This window comes from Mycobacterium sp., assembly GCF_032159775.1.
Taxonomy (GTDB): Bacteria; Actinomycetota; Actinomycetes; order Mycobacteriales; family Mycobacteriaceae; genus Mycobacterium.
Map to the genome: position 1 here is coordinate 1 of NZ_JAVHWK010000008.1, position 19,821 is coordinate 19,821.

The window sequence follows — 19,821 nt, forward strand, 5'->3', positions numbered from 1 at the left end:
GACAATTCCCCACGACAGATGGGACAGGATGCGCGGGCGTCCCGGATCCTACCCAGTACGGCTGTCCGCCCGGCGATTTTGAATGCATGTTCAATTCCGTGGCTCCGCGCTGAGGTGTGATCCGCGAGGCACTGATTAACGGTCCTGGTCCGGTCGCCTCGGGCTCCATCCACCGGCCACACCGCAAACGCGGCGTCATGATTCCCCCTGTTTAGGTATCCCCCACGAAACGGTTGCGGAAACGCGAATAGCGAAGGGACGGTTGACGTCCGGCAGACGCATGACCGAGATCCTCGACGAACAGATTCACACCGCCGTCATGCTCAAGCCGGATCTCGTCACCATCTACACGGGCATGAACAACCTGCTCCTGCTGCGCAACGATGTCGACGCCATGATGGCCAAGTACGCCGAGTGCCTCGAGACGCTGCGGCAGACCGGCGCCGTCGTACTCGCCTTCACTGCAGCCGATCTCGGCACCGTGCCGCTCTTCCGGCGGCTGCGCGGTCGCGCGGCGGTCTACAACGAACTGCTGCGCGGCATGGCTGATGACCTCGGGCTGACCCTGGTGGACTTCTGGCGCTACACCGAGTTCCGCGACACGCTACTATGGGACGGCGATCGCATCCACCTGTCGCCGTTGGGACACGAGCGATTCGCCGCCAAAGTCCTTGCCGCGCTCGCTGTTACCCACGACCTCACCACCAGGTCGGCGGCCCTGTTGCAGTCGGTGTCGCCGGTGCGCGACCTTCGCGCCAACCTCCGATGGACCGCGGCGTTCGCAGCGCCATATGTCGCCAAGCGAGTGCGGCTGGCCAAGCGTGGTGCGGGCGCGGATCCCAAGCTGACAACGCTGACGAAGGTTCTCTAACCCCGTCGCTGACGGGCGATCTCGGCCAGCACCACGCCTGCGGCGACCGAGGCGTTGAGCGACTCCGTCGGGCCCGCCATCGGGATGGACACCACCGTGTCGCAGTTTTCCCGCACCAGCCGAGACAGGCCCTTGCCCTCCGAGCCGACCACCAGAACCATCGGATCGGTTCCGTCGAGATCGTCGAGCGTGGTGTCACCGTCCGCGTCGAGTCCGATCACCCCAAGGCCCGCGTCGTGCCAACTCTTCAGTGTCCGATTGAGATTCGTGGCTCTGGCCACCGGCAGCCTGGCCGCCGCACCGGCACTTGTGCGCCAGGCGACTGCGGTGACGGACGCCGATCTCCGCTGAGGGATCAGCACGCCGTGCCCGCCGAAGCCCGCAACCGAACGCACGATCGCGCCGAGGTTGCGTGGATCGGAGATGTTGTCCAGCGCGACCAGTAGAGCGGGCTTGCTGTCTTTGGTGGCGGTGGCGAGCAGGTCGTCGGGGTGGGCGTATTGGTACGGCGGGACCTGCAGCGCGACGCCCTGGTTCAGCCCGTTAGCACTGATGCGGTCCAGATCAGCGCGTGGCACCTCGAGGATCGAGATCCCGGCATCCGCTGCGCGTCTGACCGATTCGGTCAACCGCTCGTCGGCGTCAGTGCCAAGCGCCACGTAGAGCGCGGTCGCAGGCACACCTGCGCGCAGGCACTCCAGCACCGGGTTGCGGCCGAGCACCACCTCGGTGTCGTCGGTCCGCTTCTGCTGACGGCGTTGCTGTTGGTTCTTCGCGGCTCGCTTGGCGGCCTTGGCGGCGGGATGGTTGGGCCGTTGGTGCGCCGGAGGTGTGGCGCCGCGCGCTTCAAGACCGCGACGGCGTACACCGCCCGATCCGACCTGCGGGCCCTTCTTGGTACCTGCTTTGCGGACCGCGCCTCTGCGTTGGGAGTTGCCTGCCATTACTTCGAGTACCCGTCCAGAAGCGTCCACTGCGGTCCGTCGGCGGTGTCGGTCACCTCGACACCAGCCTTCTTCAGCCGATCCCTGATCGCGTCGGCCTCAGCCCAGTCCCTGCGCTCGCGTGCGTCGACCCGACGCTGAATCTCAGCGTGCACCAACACATCGACGGCGGCCAGCGCGGCCGACGTCTCGTCGCGGGACTCCCACCGCTCGTTGAGCGGGTCACAGCCGAGGATGTCCATCATCGTCCGGATCGAGGAGGCGCGCGCCATCGCGGTGTCGTGGTCACCAGCCTCCAGCGCCCGGTTGCCTTCCGCGCGTGCGGCATGCACCTCGGCGAGCGCGATGGGCACAGAAAGGTCGTCGTCGAGTGCGGCGGCGAACGCGGCCGTCCATTCGCCCGGCTCGACGGCGCCGACCCGGTTTCGCACCCGATGCAGGAAGTCCTCCAGGCCTGTGTACGCCTTCGCCGCGTCCTGCAGCGCGTTCTCGGAGAACTCCAGCATCGACCGGTAGTGCGCACTGCCGAGGTAGTACCGCAGCTCGGCGGCCCGAACCCGTTGCAGCACAGCGGGTATGGCCAACACATTACCGAGCGACTTGCTCATCTTCTCGCCGCCCATGGTCACCCAGCCGTTGTGCAACCAGAAGCGGGCGAACCGGTCACCGACGGCCTCGGCCTGGGCGATCTCGTTTTCGTGGTGCGGAAAGATCAGATCCATTCCGCCGGCGTGAATGTCGAATTCGGGGCCGAGATAGGCCTCGCACATTGCGACGCATTCGGTATGCCAGCCGGGCCTGCCCCTGCCCCACGGCGTTGGCCAGGACGGCTCACCGGGCTTCTCGCCCTTCCACAGAGTGAAGTCGCGTTGGTCGCGCTTTCCCGTCGCGACCCCCTCACCCTGATGCACGTCGTCGATCTTGTGACCCGACAACTTCCCGTAATCGGGCAGGCTCGAGACGTCGAAGTAGACGTCACCGTCGGCCGCATACGCGTGTTTGTCGCCGATCAGCCGGTCGATCAGCTCGACGATCTGGGTGATGTGTCCGGTCGCACGCGGCTCAGCCGACGGCGGCAGCACGCCGAGCGCGTCGTATGCCGCCGAGAACGCCCGCTCGAATGTGGCCGCCCATTCCCACCACGGCCTGCCCGCGTCGGCGGCCTTGTTGAGGATCTTGTCGTCGATGTCGGTGATGTTGCGAATGAACGCGACGTCGAGACCTTTGGCCATCAGCCAGCGGCGCAGCACGTCGAAGGCGACGCCGCTGCGGACGTGACCGATGTGCGGCAGGCCTTGAACCGTTGCGCCGCAGAGGTAGACCGAGACGTGGCCTTCGCGCACCGGCACGAAGTCACGGACGGCGCCCGTCATCGTGTCGTATAGCCGCAGGTCGGTCACGACGGGCCAGCTTACCGGCCTAATCGGCGTCAACCACCAAAGCGGTCGCGATGGCGGCCAATCCTTCGCCGCGACCCGTCAGCCCGAGGCCGTCGGTCGTCGTCGCCGACACCGATACGGGGGCATCCAAGAGCTCCGAGAGCACCTGCTGCGCCTCTGCCCGCCGCGGGCCCACCTTGGGCCGGTTGCCGATCACCTGGACCGCCGCGTTTCCCACCCGGTAGCCCTCGGCACGCACAAGGCTGTGCACGTGGCGCAGCATGTCGGCGCCGCTGACACCGGCCCAGCGTGGGTCGTCGGTGCCGAACACCTCGCCGATGTCGCCGAGGCCTGCGGCGCTGAGCAACGCGTCGCACAGCGCGTGGGCCGCGACATCGCCGTCCGAGTGCCCGGCACAGCCGTCTGCGCCCTCGAAAAGCAGTCCGAGAAGCCGGCACGGCCTGCCGGCCTGGACCGGGTGCACGTCGGTGCCGATGCCGACTCTCGGCATGCTCATATGGCCTGTCCCAGCAGCGCGTGGGCGAGTAGTAGATCCGTCTGTGTGGTGATTTTGAAGGCCAGCGGGTCGCCCTCGACCACCTGCACCGGTGTGCCGGTGGTCTCGACCATCGAGGCGTCGTCGGTGAAGCCGCCTGCGGCCGCCCGGTCGTAGGCACGGCGTAGCACTTCGGTCTGGAATCCCTGTGGGGTCTGAACGGCGCGCAGCCCCGCCCGTTCGGGCGTGCCGAGCACGACGCCATTCGCGTCGATGGCCTTGATCGTGTCGCTGACAGGGAGGCCGGGCACCACGGCGGGGTGACCGTCGTGCAGCGCCTGCACCACCCGAACGATCAACGAAGGCGGCGTCAGCGCCCGTGCCGCGTCGTGGATGAGGACGAATTCCGCGTCGCCGACCGCCTCCAGCGCCAGCCTGACGGACTCCGTGCGATCGGATCCGCCCGCCACAATGGTCGCGGCTCCGCCGAAGACCAGTTTGGCCTGGTCGGTGCGGTTGGGTGGCACGGCGACCACCACGCTGTCGACCACACCGGAATTACGCAGACCGTCGAGGGCATGCTCCAACATCGGGCGACCGCCCAAATTGACGAATGCCTTCGGCGCGCCTGCTGCCAACCGTTCCCCTGACCCTGCGGCCGGGACAACGGCAACCGTGCTCATGCGTCAGGACGCGGCGGCGAGAACCTCGTCGAGAATGATCTCGGCCTTGGCGTCATCGGTGTTCTCGGCGAGCGCCAGCTCGCCGACCAGGATCTGCCGGGCCTTGGCCAGCATCCGCTTCTCGCCTGCGGACAGGCCGCGCTCCTGATCGCGGCGCCACAGGTCGCGAACGACCTCGGCGACCTTATTCACGTCGCCGGAGGCCAGCTTCTCGAGGTTGGCCTTGTAGCGGCGCGACCAGTTGGTCGGCTCTTCGGTGTGCGGGGCGCGAAGCACCTGAAACACCTTGTCGAGGCCCTCCTGCCCGACCACATCGCGCACGCCCACGTACTCGGCGTTATCGGCTGGGACTCGCACTGTGAGGTCTCCCTGGGCGACCTTCAAGACGAGATATTCTTTTTGCTCGCCTTTGATGGTCCGGGTTTCGATCGCCTCGATCAATGCAGCACCGTGATGTGGATAGACAACGGTGTCTCCGACCTTGAAAATCATCTGTTTCGAGCCCCTTTCGATACTCCATGCTAACACGGCGCGCAGACACGTGCCGCACAACGGTGCAGGTCAGGGGCCCCGCAGGTGAAGAGTAGGGGTTGACACGATGACGAATACGTGCATGGCAACCGCTGGTCAGCGACCACGCCGCGCCCCCGCTCACGTGCCTGTGGATGATTCGCGGCAAACCCCTTCTGGTGGCCCCGACACCTCCGCTACCGCCGCCAACCACCACCTACTACTGTGCATAGTGGAACAGGTCGGCCGAGCAGGAGGCTTCTGGGTGAACCGCTTAAAATCGCGCAGCTCTGCCGTCACCGTGGCCCTCGGGGCGTGCGGGCTGGCCGTCGCCGCCACCCTGGTCGGCTGCAGCGCCGGACAGGTCTCGCAGACCGCGACCCAGCAGGCGGCGGTGGACGGCACCGCCGCCACCGCAGGCAACATCACGCTCCGCAACGTCCACCTGCGCGCCGCGCAGACGTCCGACTACGTGAAGCCGGGCAGCGACGTGGAGCTGATTTTCGTGGCGGCCAACGAATCGCCCGACACCTCCGACAAGCTGACCTCGATCACGTCCGATTCCGGCACGGTGACGCTGACCGGCGACACGTCCCTGCCCGCCGCGGATGTTCTTGTGGTCGGCGAGCCCGACGGGCAGACCTCCGCACTCGAGCAGGCCGAGACCGCCGACGCCGCGACGGCCAAGGTCGACATCAGCAAGCCCATCACCAACGGCCTGACCTACAACTTCACCTTCACATTCGAGAAGGCAGGCGACATCACCGTCCCGGTTCCGATCTCGGCGGGTGAGGCACCGCGTCGCGACGAGGCAGCCGACGCGTCCCACCAAGAGGGTGGCGACACGGGCGGTCAACACTAAGGAACTGTCGGCCCGGGCGGATACCGTCACACCGTGGCCAAGGCGCGTTCGCAGTACCGCTGTTCGGAGTGCCACCACGTCACCGCGAAATGGGTCGGACGTTGCCCGGACTGCGGCACCTGGGGGACCGTCGACGAAGTAGCTGTGCTCGCCGCCGTCAACGGATCGGCGACCAGGCGAGCGGTTGTCCCGACGACGCCGGCCGTGCCGATCAACTCCATCGATGCCGGCGCCACCCGGCACCATCAAACCGGCGTCAGCGAGCTCGACCGCGTCCTCGGCGGCGGCATCGTGCCCGGCTCGGTGATGCTTCTGGCCGGCGATCCGGGCGTCGGCAAGTCGACCCTGCTGCTCGAGGTGGCCCACCGCTGGGCAGAAAGCGGCCAGCGGGCGCTGTATCTGTCGGGCGAGGAGTCCGCGGGCCAGATCCGGATGCGGGCCGAACGGATGGGCTGCGATCACGACGAGGTGTACCTGGCCGCGGAATCCGATCTACAGACCGCGCTCGGACACATCGACGAGGTCAAACCGACCTTGGTGGTGGTCGATTCGGTGCAGACCATGTCGACGACCGAGGCCGACGGTGTCACCGGCGGCGTCACCCAGGTACGCGCCGTCACGACGGCGCTGACGATGACCGCCAAGACCACCGGGATCGCGATCATCCTCGTCGGCCACGTCACGAAGGACGGTGCGATCGCCGGGCCGCGGTCGCTGGAACACCTCGTCGACGTCGTACTGCACTTCGAAGGCGACAAGTCGTCGGCGCTTCGCATGGTGCGAGGTGTCAAGAACCGGTTCGGCGCGGCCGACGAGGTCGGCTGTTTCATGTTGCACGACAACGGAATCGAGTGTGTTGCCGATCCGTCCGGGCTCTTCCTCGATCAGCGTCCCGCACCCGTTTCCGGCACCGCGGTCACGGTGTCGCTCGACGGCAAGCGCCCGCTCATCGGAGAGGTGCAGGCCCTGATCGCGGCGCCGACCACGTCGTCGCCCCGCCGTGCGGTCAGCGGCATCGACTCGGCGCGGGCCGCGATGATCGCGGCCGTGCTGGAGAAGCGCGCCCATCTGAAGGTCGCACAGTGCGACATCTATCTCTCCACGGTCGGCGGGATGCGGCTCACCGACCCGTCGTCGGACCTAGCGGTTGCCCTGGCGATCGCGTCGGCTTACGCCGACCTTCCCCTTCCGACCACGGCCATCGCGATCGGCGAAGTAGGGCTGGCAGGCGACCTGCGCCGGGTGAGCGGCATGGAGCGCAGGCTGGCGGAGGCGGCCCGGCTCGGATTCACGTGTGCGGTAGTTCCGCCCGGAGTGAAAACGGTGCCGATAGGCTTACGGGCGATAGCGGCCGACAACATCACCGCTGCCATGAAGGTGCTGACGGAGATATCGGTGAAAGCCGGCCGCTCCGAGGAGGGGCCATGGTCGTGAAGTCCAGCCGCCGAAACGTGGTGCAGCTGGTCCGTCCCACCTTGCGAGAGACGATCGGTCGGCTCGCTCCAGGGACCGCGTTGCGCGACGGCCTCGAGCGGATCCTGCGTGGCCGGACCGGCGCGCTGATCGTTCTCGGTTACGACGACAGCGTCGAGTCCATCTGCGACGGCGGCTTCTCGCTGGACGTCGCATACGCGCCGACCCGGCTCCGTGAGCTGTCCAAGATGGACGGCGCCGTGGTGCTGTCCAGCGACGGCAACCGCATCCTGCGGGCCAACGTTCAGCTCGTTCCCGACCCGTCGATTCCCACCGATGAGTCAGGCACCCGGCACAGGTCGGCGGAGCGCACAGCGGTCCAGACCGGATATCCCGTTGTATCGGTGAGCCATTCGATGAGCATCGTGACCGTCTACGTGGCCGGCGAGCGACACGTGGTGCCCGACTCGGCGACCATCCTGTCGCGCGCCAACCAGACCATCGACACTTTGGAACGGTACAAATCGCGTCTCGACGAGGTGAGCAGACAGCTGTCGACGGCCGAGATCGAGGACTTCGTCACGCTGCGTGACGTGATGACGGTCGCGCAGCGGCTGGAGATGGTTCGCCGGATCAGCCTCGAAATCGATTCCGACGTCGTCGAACTCGGCACTGACGGTCGGCAGCTGAAGCTCCAGCTGGAGGAGTTGGTCGGCGACAACGACAACGCCCGCGAGCTGATTGTGCGCGACTACCACGCCAACCCCGACCCGCCGACCGCGGCGCAGGTGACCGCGACGCTCGAGGAACTCGACGGGCTCTCCGACACCGAGTTGCTCGACTTCACCACGCTGGCAAGGGTTTTCGGTTACCCGTCAACGGCGGAGGCGCAGGATTCCGCAATGAGCTCGCGCGGGTACCGGGCGATGGCAGGCATTCCCCGCCTGCAGTTCGCCCACGTCGACCTACTGGTCCGGTCGTTCGGATCGCTGCAGGGGCTGCTGGCCGCAAGCGCGAACGATTTGCAGTCCGTCGAGGGCATCGGGTCAATGTGGGCGCGTCACATCCGTGAGGGCTTGTCGCAGCTGGCGGAGTCGACGATCGCCGACCGGTTGGCCTAGCCGGCAGGCGCGGGCGCCTGCTCTGGGGCAGGACCGCCCTCAACGGGTGCCGGGGCCTCGGCCTGCGGTGCGGGCTGGGCGAGGATGAAGGGCATCGTCGCGGACCGCAGATTGCCCAGCTGAACAATCAGGTTGTACGTGCCGGGCCCGATCGGCTGGCGAGGCAGCGGACAGCCCGGCGCCGAGCCCATGCCCGTCCAGGTCACCTCGGTGGTCACCTGCTCGCCCGGATTGAACGTCTTGACCAGGGTCTCGTTCGACGGTGCGCAGTCCAGGTTCGACCAGAGCCGGGTGTTGTCGAGGCCGTAGACGTAGGCAGCCAGCACGGCAGCGCCGACGTCACGCTTGCAGGCCACCAGGCCGATGTTCGTGACGACCATGGTGAACTTCGGCTGGTCGCCGACCACGTATTCCGGCTGGCTGGTGATGCCCTTGACCGCCAGCGTGGAGTCCGGGCAGTCGTCGCCCTCCTGCAGCACCGGTGGCGGGGCCACGGCAGCGGTCGGCGTCGCCGTCGGGGCCGGTGTACTCGCGGCGGGCGGCACGACCGGCGTCTTGACCTGCGGGTTCTCCCCGGGCAGCGGTGTCGGCGCGGCGGCTTGCGAGGGTGACGACTTGTCGGCGTTCTTCGCGTCGGTGCCGGTGTTCATCACGACCACCACCACCACCGCGGCGACGACCCCGATGACAAGGACCGCGATACCGATCGCAAGTGCCCTGCGGCGCCAGTAGATCTGGGTGGGTAACGGGCCATGCGGCTCTAGATCCAGCACAGACTCACGGTAAGCCAGGTCACGCTCAATCGTTCGAGGTGACCCGGCGTGTCGGGGCTAGCCTTCGCCGATGTCGCCCAGGTGTTCGCGCAACACAGCCCGCCCGTCGGCCAGGTGATAGGTGACACCGGCGATCGCCACCGTGCCCGCGTCGAGGCGTTCGGCGATCGCCGTCGAACGTGCCCGCAGCTGTGTCACCGTCTCGGCGACATGTCTTGCCTCGAATTCATCGACCCTGCTCAGACCATCACGGCGGCCCAAAAGGATTGACGGCGTAACCCGTTCCACCACGTCGCGGACGTAGCCACCAGGGACGGCGCCCTCATCGATGGCCGTCAACGTGGCCTTCACCGCACCGCAGCTGTCGTGACCCAGCACGACTATCAGCGGAACGTTCAAGACGGTGACGGCGTACTCGATCGAGCCGAGCACAGCCGAGTCGATGACGTGACCCGCGGTTCGGACCACGAACATGTCGCCGAGGCCCTGGTCGAAGATGATCTCGGCAGCCACGCGGCTGTCCGCGCACCCGAAGAGCACCGCGGTGGGCTTCTGCCCCCCTGCGAGCGACGCCCGGTGCTCGACGCTCTGGCTGGGATGTTCGGGCTTTCCAGCGACGAATCGCTCGTTACCCTCCTTGAGTGCCTTCCATGCGGTCACAGGATTCGTGTTGGGCATGGCCGCCATTGTGCAGGAGGGCGGTTTAGATGATCGATTCGACCGAGCTACTGCGGTGGTATGAGCACGAGCAGCGCGACCTGCCGTGGCGCAGGCCCGGCGTCTCGCCCTGGCAGGTGCTGGTGAGCGAATTCATGCTGCAGCAGACCCCGGTGGCTCGGGTGGAACCGATCTGGCTGGCCTGGGTGGCGCGCTGGCCGACGCCGTCAGCCACTGCGGCGGCAAGCGCGGCCGACATCTTGCGGGCATGGGGAAAGCTGGGCTACCCAAGGCGCGCGAAGCGTCTGCACGAATGCGCGCTCGCAATCGCAGGCGAGCACGGCGATGTCGTGCCTTCAGACGTGGAAACCCTTCTGTCGTTGCCGGGTATCGGCGCGTACACGGCCCGGGCCGTCGCATGCTTCGCGTACGGGCAGCGGGTGCCGGTCGTCGACACGAACGTGCGCCGCGTGGTCGCAAGGGCCGTACACGGAAGGGCCGACGCGACGGCTTCGACCTCGCCGCGCGACCTCACTGATGTCGCAGCGTTACTGCCCGACGGACCTGACGCGCCGCGTTTTTCGGTGGCACTGATGGAGTTGGGAGCGACGGTGTGCACTGCGCGTTCGCCGCGCTGCGGCATCTGCCCATTGAGTGTGTGCGCTTGGCGGACGGCGGGCTTTCCAGCCGCTACGACGCGGGCACGCCGGGCGCAGCGCTACGCGGGCACCGATCGGCAGGTGCGCGGACGCCTGCTGGATGTCCTGCGCGGCAACGATTCTCCGGTAACCCGTGCAGAGCTCGACGTAGCGTGGCTTGCCGACACCGCCCAGCGCGACCGCGCGCTGGACTCACTGCTTGTCGACGGGCTGGTCGAGCAGACGGCCGACGGCCGCTTCGCGCTTGCCGGGGAAGGTGATTGACGGGCGTGCCGCGATCCTCTACGCGGTCTTGACGCATTCCTGGTCGACGTTGCAGGCGAAGCTGCGCCGGTAGTCCGACGGTGTCACTCCGATGATGCGACGGAAGTGGTGGCGCAGCAGCGTGGCGGTGCCGAAACCCGACCGGTCGGCGATCTGGTCGATGTCCAGGTCGCTCTCCTCGAGTAGCCGCCTGGCGTAGAGCACGCGCTGGTCGGTCACCCACTGCATGGGCGTGGTGCCGGTCTCGTCGACGAAGCGTCGCGCGAACGTGCGCGCCGACATGTTCGCCCGGCGCGCCAGCGCTGAAACGGTATGCGGTGTCTGGAGATTGGCCAGTATCCAGTCCAGATGCGGTGCAAAGCCTTCCGAACACCGGACCGGGATCGGCTGATCGATGTACTGCCGCTGGCCTCCGTCACGCTGGGGGGGAACCACCATTCGGCGGGCGATCTTGTTGGTGACCTCACTGCCGAGCTCGCGACGGACAAGGTGCAGGCATGCGTCGATGCCCGCGGCGGTGCCAGCGCTGGTGATCAGGTTGCCGTCGTCGACGAACAGCACGTTGCGGTCCACCTTGGCGGTCGGGAATCGGCGGGCCAGGTCGTCGGCGTGCATCCAGTGGGTGGTGCAGGGGCGGCCGTCCAACAGCCCGGCCTCTCCTGCGACGAATGCCCCCGAGCACACCGTGAGGATGATCGCGCCCGCGTCGGCGGCGGCCCTGACCGCCTCCAGTGCTTCGGGCAGGTATTCCGATCCGGCGATCGCCGGAATCGCGACAAGGTCTGCCCCGATAAGGCTGTCGAGCCCGTGATCGGGGATCAGCGATGCGCCCACCGAGGTGCGGACCGGCTTGCCGGGCTCGGGCCCGCACACCTTGAAGTCGAAGTTGGGCACCCCCTCGGCAGAGCGGTCGATACCGAAGACCTCGCAGATCACACCGAACTCGAAGACGGCCAGCCGATCCAGCACCAGCGCCGATACCTTCTCAATTGCCATGGCAGTATCTTATCGCACTCTGTCACTACTGCCACTGTTGGCGGTATATGTGCCAGTGAAGCATTACTGCCATGAGTACAGCAATGATTTTCCTGATCCTGATTGCCCCGTTCGTGGTGGCCGCCGCACTCAGCTGGGCCGCGCACCGTTCCGACTCGCTTCGGATCCGGTTCGACCAGTTCCGTTGGTCCGCTCCACTGGTCGGCAGGCTCTTCGAGGACGACCGAGACGGGTTCCGCGTCGCGCACGACGTCGACGCGATCCGCACCCGGTTCGAGAAGCAGCCGGTCTGGCCCGCTTCAGGCGCCACCGGCGAGCGTCGCTAGGAACGAATCCACGGCGTCGCGATAGATCCGCGGTGCCTCGTCGTGCACCAGATGACCGGCACCGGGCACGTGCAAATACGTTGTCCGGTGGCCGGTTTCGTTCATTGCGCGCATCTGTCCCGGCGGCGTCACGGAGTTACCCGCCTCGATGAGCAGGGCAGGCACTCGAACCTCACGCCACTGCGCCCAGTAGTCGCGCGTACCCCACTGCGCGGCGATGTCGATCCAGATCTTGGTGTGCCCGTGCAGGCGCCAACCTGTCGGAACCCGGTCGAAAGCCTCCAGGAAGTACCGGCCGGCCACCGCACCGAACTCGTCGTAAACCTGTTGTTCCGAGGCGAATTCGACGGGAAGGGCATGCAACCACGGCTCCCACGGGCCGGTGGTGCGACCACGGAAGTCCGGCGCCATGTCCTCCACGACTAGGCCGGTCACCAGTTCGGGCTTCGATGCCGCCAGGCACCAGGAGTGCAGGGCGCCCATCGAGTGGCCGATGAGGGTGGCCGGCCTGTCCAGCGTCGCCACCGCGTCGCCGAGGTCGTCGACGAATCGCTCCGTGCTGATCGGGTACGGGTCTGCGACGTCGCGACCGCGATGCCACGGCGCGTCGTAGGTGTACACCTCGCCGTGCCGGGTCAGCCACGGCACCTGCCGCGTCCATGTGGTTCCGCGGCCCATCAGCCCGTGCACGAGTACGAGCGGCGCCCCGTGACCGCCTCGGCGCGTGAGGAATTCGTCGCCCACGCGGTCACATACCGATCAGTGATTCGATCCAACCGCGCGCGAAGTACACCAGGAAACCGGCGGCGGCGACCCAGAGCAGCGGACTGATCTCGCGCGCCTTGCCTGCCGCCGAGCGCACTATCACCCACGAAATGAAGCCGATGCCGATGCCGTTCGCGATCGAGAATGACAGCGGCATGATGGCAACGGTCAGCACGACCGGCACGGCCACCGAGAACTCGGAGAGGTCGACGTCGCGAAGGTGCGAGAACATCATCACCCCGACGACGACGAGCGCGGCCGCGGCGACCTCCGTCGGCACGATCGACGCCAACGGCGTCACGAACATCGCCGCGAAGAACAGCACACCGGTGACCAGGTTCGCCACGCCCGTGCGCGCGCCCTCCTGGATGCCGGCCGCCGACTCGAGGAACACGGTGTTCGACGAGGACGACGTCGCCCCACCGACGACCGCACCTACTCCCTCGACGATCAGCGCCGGGCGCAGGCGCGGGAAGGTGCCGCGTTCGTCGGCGACGTCCACCTCGCGCGACAGGCCGGTGAAGGTTCCCATCGCGTCGAAGAAGTTCGCGAACACCAGCGTGAAGACGAGCATCACGGCGGCCAGGACTCCGATGCGGCCGAAGCTGTCCAGGCTCAACGCACCGACCAGGGACAGGTCGGGCAGGGCGAACGGCGAGCCCGACAGCGTCGGCACCGACAGGCTCCACCCGCCGGGATGATCGACCGCCGACCCCAGGTGCCAGACCGCCTCGATGACGACTGCGACCACGGTGCCAGCGACAAGGCCGATGAAGATGCCGCCCCGCACCTGCCTGACCAGCAGAACGCAGGTGACCAGCAGAGTGAAGACGAACACCAGCGTCGGGACCGTACTGATGGAACCGGTGCCACCGATTCCGAGGCCCACCGGCGGTGACGGCAGACCGGTCGAGCCAATGAAGCCGGCATCGACCAGCCCGATGAACAGGATGAACGCGCCGATGCCCGCCGTGATCGCGAGCTTCAGCTGCATCGGAACGGCGTCGAAGATCAACGTGCGCAACCCCGTCGCCGCCAGCACAACGATGATGACGCCGTTGATGACCACCAGACCCATCGCCTCAGGCCAGGTGACCGAGCCGACGACAGTGGTCGCAAGGAACGAGTTGATGCCCAGCCCGGCGGCGAACGCAAACGGAAGCCGGGCGATCAGCCCGAACAGGATGGTCATCGCACCCGCGGCCAGCGATGTCGCCGCGGAGACCTGCGCGAAGTCCAGCCTGTTGCCGTCTACGTCGGCCGCCTCGGACAGGATGATCGGGTTCAACACGACGATGTAGGCCATCGCGATGAAGGTGACGACACCGCCACGTATCTCGGCGCCCAGCGTCGATCCGCGCGCGGACAGCTCGAAGAATTCGTCGAGGCGGCCCCGGCTCATGACTGGAACCCTAGGTGCGTCGGACGGTCTTCGCGCGGGCGGTAGCCTTGGCCGCATGGCCGTGGTGAAGATCAACGCAATCGAGGTACCGCCGGACGCCGGTCCGGAACTGGAGAAGCGGTTCGCACACCGTGCGCACGCCGTCGACAATCAGCCCGGCTTTCTCGGCTTTCAGTTGCTGCGGCCGGTCAAGGGTGAGGACCGTTATTTCGTCGTCACGCAGTGGGACTCCGAGGAAGCGTTCCAGGCGTGGGCGAGCGGTCCGGCCGTCGAGGCGCACGCGGGCCAACGCGCCAATCCCGTCGCCACCGGCGCGTCACTTCTGGAGTTCGAGGTTGTGTTGGACGTTGCGGGGACCGACGCGAAGGCCTGACGCGAGCAGGGCGCGCCGCCTGGCGACCTCGATGTCGGTCGTTGTCACGCTGGCCGCCCTTGCTTGCGGGTGCGCCGACGCCGGGCCTGCCGGCCCAGCAGGGGCCGCGCAGACCATCCACATCGACACGAACACGCCGCAGGGTCTGCGCGCCAGGCAGGTCATGGACATGCTCAACTCCGACTGGCCGATCGGGCCCACCGGAATCCGCACCCTGGCAGCGCCGAAGATCGTGGACGACGTCGGTGTGACCATGGACAAGATCTGGTGGGACCGTCCGTTCACGGTGACGGGTCTGGATGTCGGCGCCGGGCACGCCACGCTGCACGTGCTGACCTCCTACCAGGTAGGCCAGACCATCGAGCTGCGAACCAACGACGAAGGTCTGGTCGACCGGTTCAAGGTGTCGCTGATGGAACCGGTCATCAAGTCGTGGAAGGACATCGACGCCGAGATCTCCAAGACGGGCGCGAAGTACTCCTATCAGGTGTCGAAGGTCGACGACGGAAGATGTGACCTGGTTGCCGGCACCAACACCGATCTGTCACTTCCTCTGGCGTCCATCTTCAAACTCTATGTGCTGCTTGCTGTTTCAGAGTCGATCAAGGCCGGCACAGTCAGTTGGGACGACCAGCTGACTGTGACGAAGGAAGGAAAACTCGTCGGCGCGGCCGGTCTCGACGAGGTGCCGAACGGCAGCACGGTCTCGGTACGGACGGCCGCGCAGCAGATGATCTCCGCAAGCGACAACATGGCTACCGACCTGTTGATCGAACGGGTCGGCCACGGTGCCGTCGAGCGTGCGCTGGCAACCGCCGGGCACCACGACCCGGGCAGCATGACGCCGTTCCCGACGACGCACGAGTTGTTCTCGATCGGTTGGGGCAAGCCGAATCTGCGCGACCAGTGGCAGAAGGTGTCGACTTCGTCGACGGGGCGCGCTCAACTGTTCGACCAGACCAATACGCGCCCCTACGACCCGGATCCGGCACGAACCCACACCCCCGCCTCGGACATCGGTGCGGAATGGTATGGCTCCGCAGCCGACATCTGTCGCGTGCACGCGGCGCTTCAGACTTCAGCGGTCGGCGCGGCGGCGCCGGTCAAGCAGATCCTGTCGGCCATTCCCGGTATCGACCTGGATCGCGCCAAGTGGCCCTATATCGGCGCCAAGGGCGGCAACCTGCCCGGCGACCTGACGTTCAGCTGGTATGCCGTCGACCGCACCGGGCAACCGTATGTGGTGAGCTTCCAATTGAATTGGCCCAAATTCCGGAGTCAGACGGCAGCGGCCTGGCTGCTGTCGATCGTGCACCAGACCTTCGATCTGGTGCCCGTCGGCTGAGTCACGTCGTGGTGCGCAGCGTCCATGCGTGCCCGCGGAAATGCATGACCGTTCGGCTGACCGGTGCAACGTCGATGCGCCAGAACGACTTCGCAGGGGCGTCGAGGGCTATCAGGATCGCGGCGCGTACCACCGCGGGGTGCGTGACGGCGACCAGCCTGCTGTGACGGGTCGTCAACGTGTTCATCCAGTCGCGTACGCGCTCGATGAGCTCGACGACGGATTCACCGCCGTGCGGCGCCCTGGTCGGATCGGTGAGCCAGATGGCGAGGTCCGCGGACCCCACTCCGCCGAGCACATCGCCGCGCCACCGGCCACAGTCGAGGTCGGCCAGCCGGTGCTCGATGCTTGCCTGCAGGCCGAGGAGTTCAGCGGTCTGTCTGGCGCGCTTCTCGGGCCCGCAGTACGCGCTGTCGGCGACTCCGAGCTCGATCGAGGCATCGGCCTGCCGGTATCCCACCGAGCTCAGCGGCTCGTCGGTGGCAAACCGACCGGCCGACATCGCGTCGGTCATGGCGTGCGACACCAGTGTCAGCCGGACTACCTCACTCACGCAGCGAGGGCCTCCGCCTGCCGCTGCGGTTCTCCGAGCAGTCGCGACACCATCGAGCCGAACACCACCGCGATGATCGCCCACAGTACGAACTGGGTACCAACCGAATAGAGCCGGAACTCGTAGAGCACGTCTGCCGGAAAATCGTCCGGCGTCTCGTCGATCGTGGGCAGCAGCACCATCACGAGCGCAACGGCAACGATGTAGGCAGCGGCCGCGATCAGCGTTGCGCTCCACGCGCCGTACCGCTCCGTCAAATTGCGGCCCAACCACACAGCGGCGACGAGCAGCACCACCGAGAGCACCACCATCATCAAGTAGAGCAGGGTGCGCTGCCGGATCGTCTCCTCGAGGCCGACCGCAGGCGGACTGGCGGGGTACTTCAGGAACGGGATCACGTAGAGCGAGAGAAACATTCCACCCGCCAACAGTGCAGACAACAGTCGCGGTGACAGGTTCCCCACGCGGCCGTACGCAACGCAGTATGCGACGGCGAACAACGCCCCCATCGCGACCCCGAATGCCAGCACGCCGAACCCCATGCCGATGTTGGCCTGCACACCTCGGGTGAACAGTTCGACCCCGTGCCCGTGGCCGGTCTGTTGGGCTTCCTCGTAGGCGACGGCCTGGTCGATAACCGGTTCGACGAATGTGCGGGCGAACGCGAACGTCGCCACGCTTGCGATTGCGCCGGACAGCAGCCCGCGCGCGATTATGCGTTTTTCCACGTGAGGCGGCTTCGACGAATCAGTGGCAGGGGAAGCCGAGCAGGTGGCGTGCATCGTGGACGAACTCATGGACATAGGTGTTGTTGCCGAAGACCGAAGTCGCGCCCTGGTCCATCCCGACGAAGTAGAGCACCAGCAGCGCGAGAAACGCTGTGACGGAAAGCCACACCGCTGCCTTGGTCGCCGAGAGAACCAGTGCAGGGGCGGCGCTCTTACGAGCCTGAGAAGACGTCATGAAGGATTCCTTTCCGGGGATTTCGCGTCCCAGTCTTCAAGGTTGTCTGGCGGTCGTCGGGTCTGACTGTCACAGTGGCGCGACCGTTCTGGAGTCTCACCAGATTCCTTCGCCCGCCTGATTACATCAGCATCCTAAACAAACCGTCCAGCAATCGGGCCGGGGCATAGCAAAAGCCCCCGAATCTTTTTGATTCGGGGGCTTCTGCTTGAACAGCCGTTGACTACTCGGTGGCCGTCGCCGCGGTCGGCGTGCCTGCGGCACCCGCACCCGCCAGGTCGGCTTCCTCGACCGGCTTGACCGGTTTCTTGGATCCGGTGAAGGTGAACACCGCATCCTCGCCTGCGCCCTCGCCGTCCCAGTTGTCGACGTCGACGGTGACCAACTGGCCGGGACCGACCTCGTCGAAGAGGATCTTCTCGGAGAGCTGGTCTTCGATCTCGCGCTGGATGGTGCGCCGCAACGGCCGCGCACCGAGCACCGGATCGAAGCCACGCTTGGCCAACAGCGACTTGGCCTTGTCGGTCAGCTCCATGGCCATGTCCTTGCCCTTGAGCTGCTTTTCCACCCGGCCGATCATCAGGTCGACCATCTGGATGATCTCTTCGCGAGTCAACTGGTGGAAGACGATGATGTCGTCGATGCGGTTGAGGAACTCTGGCCGGAAGTGCTTCTTGAGCTCGTCGTTGACCTTCTGCTTCATCCGCTCGTAGTTGTTGTCTCCACCACCCTGGGTGAAGCCGAGCCCGACGGCCTTGGAGATGTCCGACGTGCCCAGGTTGGACGTGAAGATCAGCACGGTGTTCTTGAAGTCGACCGTGCGGCCCTGGCCATCGGTGAGCCTGCCGTCCTCGAGGACCTGCAACAGGCTGTTGTAGATCTCCTGGTGTGCCTTCTCGATCTCATCGAAGAGAACAACCGAGAACGGCTTCCTTCTGACCTTCTCGGTCAGCTGGCCGCCCTCCTCGTAGCCGACATAACCGGGGGGCGCACCGAACAGACGCGAAGCGGTGAAGCGGTCGTGGAACTCGCCCATGTCGATCTGGATGAGCGCGTCGTCGTCACCGAACAGGAAGTTGGCCAGCGCCTTGGACAGCTCTGTCTTACCCACGCCGGACGGGCCGGCGAAGATGAACGAACCGGACGGACGCTTGGGGTCCTTGAGGCCCGCACGCGTGCGGCGAATCGCCTTGGACACCGCCCTGACGGCGTCCTCCTGGCCGATGATCCGCTTGTGGATCTCGTCCTCCATGCGGAGCAGCCGAGTGGTCTCCTCCTCGGTCAGCTTGAACACCGGGATACCGGTCCAGTTGCCGAGCACCTCAGCGATCTCGTTGTCGTCAACTTCGGCGACGACGTCGAGATCACCTGAGCGCCATTGCTTCTCACGCTCGGTGCGCTGCGCGACGAGTTGCTTCTCGCGATCCCGCAGGCTGGCGGCCTTCTCGAAGTCCTGCGCGTCGATCGCGGACTCCTTCTCCCTGCGCGCATCGGCGATCTTCTCATCGAACTCGCGCAGGTCCGGCGGAGCGGTCATCCGTCGGATCCGCATCCTGGCGCCCGCCTCGTCGATCAGGTCGATCGCCTTGTCGGGCAGGAACCGGTCGTTGATGTACCGGTCGGCCAGCGTGGCCGCGGCCACCATCGCGCCGTCGGTGATCGAGACGCGGTGATGCGCCTCGTAGCGGTCGCGCAGACCCTTCAGGATCTCGATGGTGTGCTCGACGGTGGGCTCACCCACCTGCACCGGCTGGAAGCGGCGCTCCAGGGCGGCGTCCTTCTCGATGTACTTGCGGTACTCGTCGAGCGTGGTGGCGCCGATGGTCTGCAGCTCGCCGCGGGCCAGCTTCGGCTTCAGTATCGAAGCGGCGTCGATGGCACCCTCGGCGGCACCCGCACCGACGAGCGTGTGCAGCTCGTCGATGAACAGGATGATGTCGCCCCGGGTGTTGATCTCCTTGAGCACCTTCTTCAGGCGCTCCTCGAAATCGCCGCGGTAGCGGCTACCGGCAACCAGCGACCCGAGGTCGAGGGTGTAGAGCTGCTTGTCCTTCAGCGTCTCCGGCACCTCGCCGTGCACGATGGCCTGCGCGAGCCCCTCGACGACGGCTGTCTTGCCGACGCCGGGCTCACCGATCAGCACCGGGTTGTTCTTGGTGCGCCTGCTCAGCACCTGCATCACCCGCTCGATTTCCTTCTCACGGCCGATGACGGGGTCGAGCTTGCCCTCCATCGCAGCGGCGGTCAGGTTGCGGCCGAACTGGTCGAGTACCAGCGACGTGGACGGATTACCCGCCTCGCCGCCGCGGCCACCCGTGCCTGCCTCGGCGGTCTCCTTGCCCTGATAGCCACTCAGCAGCTGAATGACCTGCTGACGCACGCGGGTCAGCTCGGCGCCCAGCTTGACGAGGACCTGGGCGGCCACGCCTTCGCCCTCACGGATCAGGCCGAGGAGAATGTGCTCGG

Annotated in this window: 22 protein-coding genes; 8 read left to right on the forward strand and 14 right to left on the reverse strand. The window is 66.5% G+C overall.

The window, feature by feature from the left end; genetic code table 11:
- Window positions 1–280 precede the first annotated feature (280 nt).
- The gene (locus tag QOJ24_RS00835) at window positions 281–871 is read left to right on the forward strand and encodes an SGNH/GDSL hydrolase family protein (RefSeq protein ID WP_526258168.1); all 591 of its coding nucleotides are present in this window, start codon (window positions 281–283) and stop codon (window positions 869–871) included.
- On the opposite strand, the gene rlmB is transcribed toward QOJ24_RS00835, so the two are convergent.
- From rlmB to carD, 5 genes are read right to left on the reverse strand one after another with little or no spacing between them, the layout of a single operon-like run.
- Window positions 868–1,815 (reverse strand): 23S rRNA (guanosine(2251)-2'-O)-methyltransferase RlmB, encoded by a 948-nt coding sequence (gene rlmB / locus QOJ24_RS00840; protein ID WP_526258170.1) that lies wholly within the window; start codon window positions 1,813–1,815, stop codon window positions 868–870. The genes QOJ24_RS00835 and rlmB overlap by 4 nt on opposite strands.
- The gene (gene cysS / locus QOJ24_RS00845) at window positions 1,815–3,215 is read right to left on the reverse strand and encodes a cysteine--tRNA ligase (protein WP_526258171.1); all 1,401 of its coding nucleotides are present in this window, start codon (window positions 3,213–3,215) and stop codon (window positions 1,815–1,817) included. Before cysS ends, rlmB begins: the two co-directional genes overlap by 1 nt.
- A 19-nt stretch (window positions 3,216–3,234) precedes the next feature.
- Window positions 3,235–3,711, reverse strand: a complete 477-nt coding sequence (gene ispF, locus QOJ24_RS00850; protein WP_526258173.1) for a 2-C-methyl-D-erythritol 2,4-cyclodiphosphate synthase — start codon at window positions 3,709–3,711, stop codon at window positions 3,235–3,237.
- On the reverse strand, window positions 3,708–4,373 hold the full coding sequence (ispD, locus tag QOJ24_RS00855; protein ID WP_526258175.1) for a 2-C-methyl-D-erythritol 4-phosphate cytidylyltransferase: 666 nt from the start codon (window positions 4,371–4,373) through the stop codon (window positions 3,708–3,710). Before ispD ends, ispF begins: the two co-directional genes overlap by 4 nt.
- Window positions 4,374–4,376: 3 nt before the next feature.
- Window positions 4,377–4,865: an RNA polymerase-binding transcription factor CarD gene (gene carD, locus QOJ24_RS00860; RefSeq protein WP_078021125.1), complete on the reverse strand. Its 489-nt coding sequence runs from the start codon at window positions 4,863–4,865 to the stop codon at window positions 4,377–4,379.
- A gap of 283 nt (window positions 4,866–5,148) precedes the next feature.
- On the opposite strand from carD, the gene QOJ24_RS00865 reads away from it, so the two are divergent.
- Genes QOJ24_RS00865 through disA form a run of 3 tightly spaced genes read left to right on the forward strand, consistent with a single transcriptional unit; the run spans window position 5,149 to window position 8,279 of the window.
- Window positions 5,149–5,745: a copper chaperone PCu(A)C domain-containing protein gene (locus tag QOJ24_RS00865; RefSeq protein ID WP_526258177.1), complete on the forward strand. Its 597-nt coding sequence runs from the start codon at window positions 5,149–5,151 to the stop codon at window positions 5,743–5,745.
- Between the two features lie 33 nt (window positions 5,746–5,778).
- Entirely contained in the window at window positions 5,779–7,179 is a 1,401-nt protein-coding gene (gene radA / locus QOJ24_RS00870; protein WP_526258179.1) for a DNA repair protein RadA, read from the forward strand.
- Window positions 7,170–8,279, forward strand: a complete 1,110-nt coding sequence (disA, locus tag QOJ24_RS00875; protein ID WP_526258181.1) for a DNA integrity scanning diadenylate cyclase DisA — start codon at window positions 7,170–7,172, stop codon at window positions 8,277–8,279. Before radA ends, disA begins: the two co-directional genes overlap by 10 nt.
- Here the strand turns inward: disA and QOJ24_RS00880 are convergent.
- On the reverse strand, window positions 8,276–9,052 hold the full coding sequence (locus QOJ24_RS00880) for a hypothetical protein (RefSeq protein ID WP_526258183.1): 777 nt from the start codon (window positions 9,050–9,052) through the stop codon (window positions 8,276–8,278). The two genes, disA and QOJ24_RS00880, sit on opposite strands and share 4 nt — an antisense overlap.
- A gap of 57 nt (window positions 9,053–9,109) precedes the next feature.
- A complete protein-coding gene (locus QOJ24_RS00885; protein WP_526258185.1) occupies window positions 9,110–9,730 on the reverse strand; it encodes a carbonic anhydrase in 621 nt (206 codons plus the stop codon).
- Between the two features lie 29 nt (window positions 9,731–9,759).
- Between QOJ24_RS00885 and QOJ24_RS00890 the strand changes: the two genes are divergently transcribed.
- Window positions 9,760–10,632, forward strand: coding sequence for an iron-sulfur binding domain-containing protein (locus QOJ24_RS00890; RefSeq protein WP_526258187.1), 873 nt, complete (start codon window positions 9,760–9,762; stop codon window positions 10,630–10,632).
- An 18-nt stretch (window positions 10,633–10,650) separates the two neighbouring features.
- On the opposite strand, the gene QOJ24_RS00895 is transcribed toward QOJ24_RS00890, so the two are convergent.
- Window positions 10,651–11,628 (reverse strand): GlxA family transcriptional regulator, encoded by a 978-nt coding sequence (locus tag QOJ24_RS00895; RefSeq protein WP_526258189.1) that lies wholly within the window; start codon window positions 11,626–11,628, stop codon window positions 10,651–10,653.
- Window positions 11,629–11,699: 71 nt separating this feature from the next.
- On the opposite strand from QOJ24_RS00895, the gene QOJ24_RS00900 reads away from it, so the two are divergent.
- Entirely contained in the window at window positions 11,700–11,954 is a 255-nt protein-coding gene (locus tag QOJ24_RS00900) for a hypothetical protein (protein WP_526258190.1), read from the forward strand.
- Here QOJ24_RS00900 and QOJ24_RS00905 read toward each other — a convergent pair.
- Entirely contained in the window at window positions 11,928–12,698 is a 771-nt protein-coding gene (locus tag QOJ24_RS00905; protein WP_526258192.1) for an alpha/beta fold hydrolase, read from the reverse strand. The genes QOJ24_RS00900 and QOJ24_RS00905 overlap by 27 nt on opposite strands.
- A gap of 4 nt (window positions 12,699–12,702) precedes the next feature.
- Window positions 12,703–14,121: an NCS2 family permease gene (locus QOJ24_RS00910; protein WP_526258194.1), complete on the reverse strand. Its 1,419-nt coding sequence runs from the start codon at window positions 14,119–14,121 to the stop codon at window positions 12,703–12,705.
- Between the two features lie 55 nt (window positions 14,122–14,176).
- Between QOJ24_RS00910 and mhuD the strand changes: the two genes are divergently transcribed.
- Together mhuD and QOJ24_RS00920 are read left to right on the forward strand one after the other, a co-directional pair.
- The gene (mhuD, locus tag QOJ24_RS00915; protein WP_526258196.1) at window positions 14,177–14,494 is read left to right on the forward strand and encodes a mycobilin-forming heme oxygenase MhuD; all 318 of its coding nucleotides are present in this window, start codon (window positions 14,177–14,179) and stop codon (window positions 14,492–14,494) included.
- A 31-nt stretch (window positions 14,495–14,525) separates the two neighbouring features.
- Window positions 14,526–15,839 (forward strand): serine hydrolase, encoded by a 1,314-nt coding sequence (locus QOJ24_RS00920; RefSeq protein ID WP_526258198.1) that lies wholly within the window; start codon window positions 14,526–14,528, stop codon window positions 15,837–15,839.
- Window position 15,840: 1 nt separating this feature from the next.
- Here the strand turns inward: QOJ24_RS00920 and QOJ24_RS00925 are convergent, their stop codons facing one another.
- From QOJ24_RS00925 to QOJ24_RS00940, 4 genes are all read right to left on the reverse strand, one after another.
- Complete coding sequence (locus QOJ24_RS00925) at window positions 15,841–16,392, reverse strand: histidine phosphatase family protein (RefSeq protein ID WP_526258200.1); 552 nt, start codon at window positions 16,390–16,392, stop codon at window positions 15,841–15,843.
- Window positions 16,389–17,120, reverse strand: a complete 732-nt coding sequence (locus QOJ24_RS00930; RefSeq protein ID WP_526258202.1) for a CbtA family protein — start codon at window positions 17,118–17,120, stop codon at window positions 16,389–16,391. Before QOJ24_RS00930 ends, QOJ24_RS00925 begins: the two co-directional genes overlap by 4 nt.
- A gap of 19 nt (window positions 17,121–17,139) precedes the next feature.
- Window positions 17,140–17,355 carry a CbtB domain-containing protein gene (locus tag QOJ24_RS00935; protein WP_526258204.1) on the reverse strand — a complete coding sequence of 72 codons (216 nt, stop codon included), beginning with the start codon at window positions 17,353–17,355 and terminating at the stop codon, window positions 17,140–17,142.
- 223 nt (window positions 17,356–17,578) lie between these two features.
- Window positions 17,579–19,821: ATP-dependent Clp protease ATP-binding subunit (locus tag QOJ24_RS00940; RefSeq protein WP_526258206.1), on the reverse strand; the 2,243-nt coding region annotated here is incomplete at its 5' end.